Below are 7,114 nucleotides of genomic sequence, written 5' to 3'. Positions count from 1 at the left end.
GCGCTCCGAGTCCGGGAGGTCGGCCAGCGGGTTGCCGTTGGGATGGACGTCGCGGATCGCGCCGCACTGGGCGCACACCAGGTGGTGGTGGGGCCGGTGGGCGTTCGGGTCGTACCGCTTGGCGCGCTTGTCGGTGGCGACCTCGAGCACCTCACCGAGGGACACCAGCTCGCCCAGCGTGTTGTAGACGGTCGCCCGGGAGATCTCGGGCAGCTTGGCGACAGCCCGCGCATGGACCTCGTCGGCCGTCAGGTGGACGTGTTCGCCGTCGAGGACCTCGGCCACGACGCGCCGCTGCGCGGTCATCCGCCATCCACGTCCGCGCAGTCGTTCCAGAAGGTCACTCATAAAGCTCAGCTTAGCAGCTGGTAACCAGTTTACGAACAGGTGTGGCTTTAGAGCTCTACTTGACTTAGACAGTGTCCATTGTAGGATCGAACCTGGTTTTGGCCGAGGGACAGGAACGGTCAGGAATGACGCAGGAGGCGCACGTGACGCAGGGACCGCTTACGACGGAGGCCGGTGCCCCGGTCGCCGACAACCAGAACAGCGAGACCGCGGGCGTCGGCGGCCCGGTGCTCGTCCAGGACCAGCTCCTGCTCGAGAAGCTCGCCCACTTCAACCGTGAGCGCATCCCGGAGCGGGTCGTGCACGCCCGTGGCGCCGGTGCCTACGGCACCTTCACGGTGACCGCCGATGTGACCAGGTACACGCGTGCCAAGTTCCTCTCCGAGATCGGCAAGCAGACCGAGGTCTTCCTGCGCTTCTCGACCGTGGCCGGCAACCTGGGTGCGGCGGACGCCGTCCGTGACCCGCGTGGCTTCGCGCTGAAGTTCTACACCGAGGAGGGCAACTACGACCTCGTCGGCAACAACACCCCGGTGTTCTTCATCAAGGACGCCATCAAGTTCCCCGACTTCATCCACACGCAGAAGCGCGACCCGTACACCGGCTCGCAGGAGGCCGACAACGTGTGGGACTTCTGGGGGCTCAGCCCGGAGAGCACCCACCAGGTGACCTGGCTGTTCGGCGACCGCGGCATCCCCGCCTCGTACCGCCACATGAACGGCTACGGCTCGCACACGTTCCAGTGGAACAACGAGGCCGGCGAGGCCTTCTGGGTCAAGTACCACTTCAAGACCGACCAGGGCATCAAGAACCTGACCGCCGAGGAGGCGGAGATCCTGGCGGGCAAGGACCCCGACTCGCACCAGCGCGACCTGCGCGAGGCCATCGAGCGCGGCGAGTTCCCGACCTGGACCGTGCAGGTGCAGATCATGCCGGCGGCGGACGCGGCGACGTACCGCTTCAACCCGTTCGACCTCACCAAGGTGTGGCCGCACGAGGACTACCCGCCGATCGAGATCGGGAAGCTGGAGCTCAACCGCAACCCGGAGAACATCTTCGCCGAGGTCGAGCAGTCGATCTTCTCCCCGGCGCACTTCGTGCCCGGCATCGGCCCGTCCCCGGACAAGATGCTCCAGGGCCGCCTCTTCGCCTACGGCGACGCCCACCGCTACCGCGTCGGCATCAACGCCGACCACCTGCCGGTGAACCGCCCGCACGCCACCGAGGCGCGCACCAACTCCCGTGACGGCTATCTGTACGACGGCCGCCACAAGGGCGCGAAGAACTACGAGCCGAACAGCTTCGGCGGCCCGTTCCAGACGGACCGGCCGCTGTGGGCCTCCAGCTCGGACTTCACGGCCGGCACGGGCAACCACCCGGCGCCGGTGCACGCCGAGGACGACGACTTCGTCCAGGCGGGCAACCTCTACCGCCTGATGTCCGAGGACGAGAAGGAGCGCCTGATCAACAACCTGGCGGGCAGCATCGCCGGGGTGTCGCGCGACGACATCGCCGAGCGTGCGATCAACAACTTCCGCCAGGCGGACGGTGACTTCGGCAAGCGGCTGGAGGCCGCCGTCCAGGCCCTGCGGGACTGACACCGACCAGCACTGGATCGCTTGCCGTGGCAGCGGGCCGGGTTCCTCGGGGAGCCCGGCCCGTTCCGCGTCTGAAGGTGACTGTTCGGAGGGTCAGGCCGGTACCTGCTGCCGGGCCGGTACCCAGCAGCGGATGATGTCGCGGACCGAGACGATGCCGACGGGTTCGCCGCGGTCGAGGACGATGAGATGGCGGAAGCCGCCGTGCGCCATGGCACGGGCCGCCTCCTCCAGGGTCCAGGCCGGGGCGGCGAAGACGACGTCGGTGGTGGTGTGGGCGTGGGACAGCTCCGTGTCCGGGTCCTGGCCGAGGCCCACGGAGTTGAGGATGTCCCGCTCGGTGAGGATGCCGATGCCGCCGGCGTCGGGGTCGAGGACCACGGCCGCACCGACCCTGCGGGCGGACATCAGGGCGGCTGCCTGGCGAAGCGTGTGGGTGGGGCCGATGGTGAGGACCACCGTGCTCATGGCGTCGCGGACGAGCATGGGATGGAGCCACCTCCTGAGGAAGCCCCGGCTTCGGTCATTGCACTTTGTTCACCGTTTCACAAGTTCACAAGGCCGGGGATTCTCAGAGTGACAGGCGAAGAGAGGGTCAACAAGGGGGCGTTCAGTAGCGCTGGTTGAGGTAGCCGAGCAACTCGTCGTGGAGCAGGCCGTTCGACGCGGCCGCGTTGCCGCTGTGCGGGCCCGGACGGCCGTCGAGACCCGTGAAGGTGCCGCCGGCCTCCGTCACGATGATCGCGTTCGCGGCCATGTCCCAGAGCGACAGCTCGGGCTCGGCGCACATGTCGACCGAGCCCTCGGCGACCATCATGTACGGCCAGAAATCGCCGTACGCGCGCGTGCGCCAGACCTCGCGGGTGAGGTCCAGGAAGCCGTTCAGACGGTCCTGCTCCTCCCAGCCGGACAGGGAGGAGTACGCGAACGAGGCGTCCGACAGCTTGGAGACACGGGAGACGTGCAGCCGGGTGGCGGAGGACAGGCTGCGCCCGGTGAAGGCGCCGTGGCCCTTCGCGGCCCACCAGCGGCGGCCCAGCGCGGGGGCGGAGACGACGCCGACGACGGGCTGGTATCCGCCCTCCCGTCGCCCACCACCACCCTCAAACGAGCCGCTTCGCGGCGCCTCGATCGGACCCGCCTCCATCAGCGAGATGAGGGTGGCCCAGACGGGGACGCCGCGGACGTAGTTCTTGGTGCCGTCGATCGGGTCGATGACCCAGCGGCGCGGGCCGGTGCCCTCGATGCCGTACTCCTCGCCGAGGATCGCGTCGCGGGGGCGGGCGCGTTGGAGCTGGCCGCGGATGAGCTCCTCGGCCGCCCGGTCGGCCTCGGACACCGGCGTCATGTCGGGCTTCGTCTCGACCTTGAGGTCGAGGGCCTTGAAGCGGTCCGTCGTCGCGGCGTCGGCGGCGTCCGCGAGGACGTGGGCGAGACGCAGGTCGTCGAGATAGTCGGGCATGAGCGAACGGTATCTGGATCTGTTGGTACGGGGCTATGGGGGGCGGCGTGGGAGGGGTGCCCTGGTGCGCCCCCTCCGCGCCTGTGCGAACCCTTGACAGTGCCCCCGGGCGCGTCAAATCTGGGCAGGAATTCGTTGTCCCGGGAGGCGATGATGCCTGCAGCGCGGGAGTCCCTGCTGGATGCCGCTTACACGGCGCTCGCCCGTCGGCCGTGGGCCGCGGTGCGGATGGTGGACGTGGCCGCGGCGGCCGGGGTGTCCCGGCAGACGCTGTACAACGAGTTCGGCAGCAAGGACGGGCTGGCCCGGGCGCTGGTCCGCAGGGAGGCCGACGGGTATCTCGCCGGCGTCGAACGCGCACTGGCCACCCACAGCGACGCCCGCGAGCGGCTCACCGCCACCGCGGAGTGGACCATGTCGGCCGCCCGGGAGAACGCGCTGGTGCGGGCCATGCTCACCGGCTGCTGGAACGAACGGCTGCCCGCACCGAGGCTGTCGGCGGTGCCGTCCTCCTCCGCGGTACCCGCACAGCGGCGCGCCGACGGGCCGCTGCCCTCGCCCGGCGACTTCGTGGCGCTGGTCCGTGACCGCGCGGTGGCGGTGCTGGCCGGTCCCGGCGCGCCCAAGTCGGACACCGCCGACCTGGCCCGCTCCTGCGAACTGGTCGTCCGCCTCGCGCTGTCCTGCGTGGCCGCACCGCCCGCTGAGGGCGGGGTCGCGGATCTGGTGCGCGGGGCCCTGTACCGGCAGCCGGTGTGAGCCCTCGGGTCAGTGGGCCGAGCCGGACAGCTGGAGGCCGATGATGCCGATGATCACCAGGCTGATCGAGACGATCTTCAGCGTGGACACGATGTCGCCGAGGAAGACCATGCCGTAGATGGCGGTGCCGGCCGCGCCGATGCCGGTCCACACCGCGTAGGCCGGGCCCACGTCGAGCTTTTTCAGGGACAGCGTCAGCAGGCCGAAGCTGCCCAGTGCGAAGATGCAGAAGGCGACGGTCGGCCACAGCCGCGTGAAGCCGTGGGACAGCTTCAGGCAGACGGCGAAGCCGGTTTCGAGCAACCCGGCCACGATGACCAGCAGCCACGCCATGTGCTGTCCTCCCCGTACGTCCACGTTCTGTGACCGCTTGTCAGGCTTTGCTCACCCTTGGGATCCGGCCTAGCGATTATGCCCTTACCGGACCCGCCGGGAGGCAAACCCCGCGTGAAGAGAAACAACGCGCGGGTCAGTCGCCTTCCCTGCGCTCCCGCGTGGCCAGCAGCCGGCGCAGCGAGTACAGGCGGGCGGGGTCGGCATGGCCCTCGGCCACCCAGGCGTCCAGCGCACAGTCCGGCTCGTCGTGACTGCACGCGCGCGGGCAGCCCTCCGTGCCCGGTTCCAGGTCGGGGAAGGCGTGGATCACCCGGGACGGGTCGACGTGGGCGAGGCCGAAGGACCGTACGCCGGGGGTGTCGATCACCCAGCCGTCCGTGCCGGACAGCGGGAGCGCCAGGGCCGACGTCGTGGTGTGCCGGCCGCGGCCCGTCACCACGTTCACATGCCCGGTCAGGCGGCGGCGCTCCTTGGGCACCAGCGCGTTGACCAGGGTCGTCTTGCCGACGCCGGAGTGGCCGACGAAGGCCGTGATCTTGCCGTCCAGTTGTTCCCGTACGCGGTCCGCAGCCTCGCCGCTCTCCAGTTCTTCTTGGCTGGTGACGACGTACGGGATGTCCAGGTGGCCGTAGAGCTCCAGGAGCTTGTCGGGCGGGGCGAGGTCCGACTTGGTCATGACCAGGAGGGGTTCGAGTCCGCCGTCGTACGCGGCCACCAGACAGCGGTCGATCAGACGCGGGCGCGGCTCCGGGTCGGCGAGGGCGGTGACGATGGCCAGCTGGTCGGCGTTGGCGACGACCACCCGCTCGTACGGGTCGTCGTCGTCCGCGGTGCGGCGCAGGACCGAGGTGCGCGGCTCGATGCGGACGATGCGGGCGAGGGAGTCCTTCTTGCCGGACAGGTCGCCGACGATGGCCACGCGGTCGCCGACGATCGCCGCCTTGCGGCCCAGTTCGCGGGCCTTCATCGCCATCACGATCCGGTCGTCGACCAGGCAGGTGAGCCGGCCGCGGTCGACGGTGAGGACCATGCCCTCGGCGGCATCCTCGTGCTTGGGCCGGATGTTCGTACGCGGCCGGTTGCCCTTGCGGTTGGGGCGGGAGCGGATGTCGTCCTCGTCGGTGTGCTTGCCGTAGCGGCGCATGACCTGATCCCCGCGTCCCTACGCCCCGAGCATCCCGGTCCACAGGTCGGGGAAGTCCGGCAGGGTCTTCGCCGTCGTCGCCACGTTCTCGATCTGCACGCCCTCCACCGCGAGGCCGATGATCGCGCCGGCGGTGGCCATCCGGTGGTCCTCGTAGGTGTGGAAGATCCCGCCGTGCAGTGGGCGCGGGCGGATGTGCAGGCCGTCGGCCGTCTCCGTCACGTCACCGCCGAGTTCGTTGATCTCCTTGGTGAGGGCGGCCAGCCGGTCCGTCTCGTGCAGGCGCAGGTGGGCCACCCCGCGCAGGGTGGACGGGGAGTCGGCGAGGGCGGCGACCGCCGCGATGCCGGGGGTCAGCTCGCCCACGTCGCCGAGGTCCACGTCGATGCCGTGGACCGCGCCCGATCCGGTGAACTCGAGGCCGTAGTCGGTCAGTTCGCAGGAACCGCCCATCTCGGTGAAGATCTCGCGCAGCCGGTCGCCGGGCTGGGTGGTGCGCGACGGCCAGTCCGGGATCAGCACCTTGCCGCCGGTCACCAGCGCCGCCGCCAGGAACGGCTGGGCGTTGGACAGGTCCGGTTCGATGGTCAGGTCACGGCCGAGCAGGGCGCCCGGAGTGACCCGCCAGACGTTCGGCTCGCCGCCCGACTCCGGGGTGTCGACCTGGGCGCCGACCGCGCGCAGCATGTCGACGGTCATGCGGATGTGCGGCATCGAAGGGAGCGTCGAGCCGGTGTGGCGGACCTCGACGCCCTGGTTGAAACGCGGGCCGGACAGCAGCAGCGCCGACACGAACTGGGACGAGGAGGAGGCGTCGATCTCGACCGGGCCGCCGTCCAGGGCGCCCCCGCCGTGCACTGTCAGCGGCAGCGCGCCGCGACCGTCGTCGTCGATCCGGGCGCCGAGGACGCGCAGGGCGTCGATCACGCCGTTCAGCGGGCGCTCGTACGACCTCGGGTCGCCGTCGAAGCGGATGGGGCCGTCGGCGAGCGCGGCGACCGGCGGCAGGAACCGCATCACCGTGCCGGCGTTGCCGACGTCGACCGTGGCCGGGCCGCGCAGACCGGCCGGGAGCACCCGCCAGGCCTCGCCGGTGCCGTCCGGACCCACGCCCTCCTCGATGGCGACGCCCATCGCACGCAGGGCACCCGCCATCAGGAGCGTGTCACGGGAACGCAGCGGGCGGCGCAGCCAGCCGGGCTCGGAGGCGAGGGCGGCGAGCACCAGGGCGCGGTTGGTGACCGACTTGGACCCGGGCACGTGGACCGTGGCATCGACGGCTCCGCTCGCGTGCGGGGCGGGCCAGAGGGCGGTGTGTGCGTCGTTCGGGGCCATGGGCCCCACTCTAGTGGGAGGCCGTCGTTCGGGTGCGGCGGCGTCGTGGCTGGTCGCGCCCACGGTGGGGTCCCCCCGCTCGAGCGAAGCCGAGAGTGGGGGAGGAGCCGCATATCGATACAGCCCCGCGCC

Annotated in this window: 8 protein-coding genes; 2 read left to right on the top strand and 6 right to left on the bottom strand. The window is 70.6% G+C overall.

What is annotated here, in order from left to right; all coding sequences use genetic code 11:
- Nucleotides 1-348 (bottom strand): Fur family transcriptional regulator (locus tag ACTWQJ_RS01885; protein ID WP_443304851.1); only part of this gene is annotated, 348 nt, incomplete at its 3' end.
- A gap of 125 nt (nt 349-473) precedes the next feature.
- Between ACTWQJ_RS01885 and ACTWQJ_RS01880 the strand changes: the two genes are divergently transcribed.
- Nucleotides 474-1,946 (top strand): catalase, encoded by a 1,473-nt coding sequence (locus ACTWQJ_RS01880; protein WP_443304850.1) that lies wholly within the window; start codon nt 474-476, stop codon nt 1,944-1,946.
- Between the two features lie 93 nt (nt 1,947-2,039).
- On the opposite strand, the gene ACTWQJ_RS01875 is transcribed toward ACTWQJ_RS01880, so the two are convergent.
- Together ACTWQJ_RS01875 and ACTWQJ_RS01870 are read right to left on the bottom strand one after the other, a co-directional pair.
- Nucleotides 2,040-2,432: a CBS domain-containing protein gene (locus ACTWQJ_RS01875; protein ID WP_443304849.1), complete on the bottom strand. Its 393-nt coding sequence runs from the start codon at nt 2,430-2,432 to the stop codon at nt 2,040-2,042.
- Between the two features lie 124 nt (nt 2,433-2,556).
- Nucleotides 2,557-3,408: an inositol monophosphatase family protein gene (locus ACTWQJ_RS01870; protein WP_443304848.1), complete on the bottom strand. Its 852-nt coding sequence runs from the start codon at nt 3,406-3,408 to the stop codon at nt 2,557-2,559.
- Nucleotides 3,409-3,558: 150 nt separating this feature from the next.
- On the opposite strand from ACTWQJ_RS01870, the gene ACTWQJ_RS01865 reads away from it, so the two are divergent.
- Nucleotides 3,559-4,167, top strand: coding sequence for a TetR/AcrR family transcriptional regulator (locus tag ACTWQJ_RS01865; RefSeq protein WP_443304847.1), 609 nt, complete (start codon nt 3,559-3,561; stop codon nt 4,165-4,167).
- A gap of 9 nt (nt 4,168-4,176) precedes the next feature.
- Here ACTWQJ_RS01865 and ACTWQJ_RS01860 read toward each other — a convergent pair whose 3' ends face one another.
- From ACTWQJ_RS01860 to aroA, 3 genes are all read right to left on the bottom strand, one after another.
- Entirely contained in the window at nt 4,177-4,500 is a 324-nt protein-coding gene (locus ACTWQJ_RS01860; RefSeq protein ID WP_385513396.1) for a DMT family transporter, read from the bottom strand.
- A gap of 136 nt (nt 4,501-4,636) precedes the next feature.
- Nucleotides 4,637-5,647, bottom strand: coding sequence for a ribosome small subunit-dependent GTPase A (gene rsgA / locus ACTWQJ_RS01855; protein ID WP_443304846.1), 1,011 nt, complete (start codon nt 5,645-5,647; stop codon nt 4,637-4,639).
- An 18-nt stretch (nt 5,648-5,665) separates the two neighbouring features.
- On the bottom strand, nt 5,666-6,982 hold the full coding sequence (gene aroA / locus ACTWQJ_RS01850; protein ID WP_443304845.1) for a 3-phosphoshikimate 1-carboxyvinyltransferase: 1,317 nt from the start codon (nt 6,980-6,982) through the stop codon (nt 5,666-5,668).
- Nucleotides 6,983-7,114: the final 132 nt, after the last annotated feature.

The sequence above is a fragment of the Streptomyces sp. KR55 genome (genome assembly GCF_052245645.1).
Taxonomy (GTDB): Bacteria; Actinomycetota; Actinomycetes; order Streptomycetales; family Streptomycetaceae; genus Streptomyces; species Streptomyces flavusporus.
Note: the sequence above shows the minus strand (reverse complement) of the source record. Positions and strands in the feature narration are given on the sequence as shown.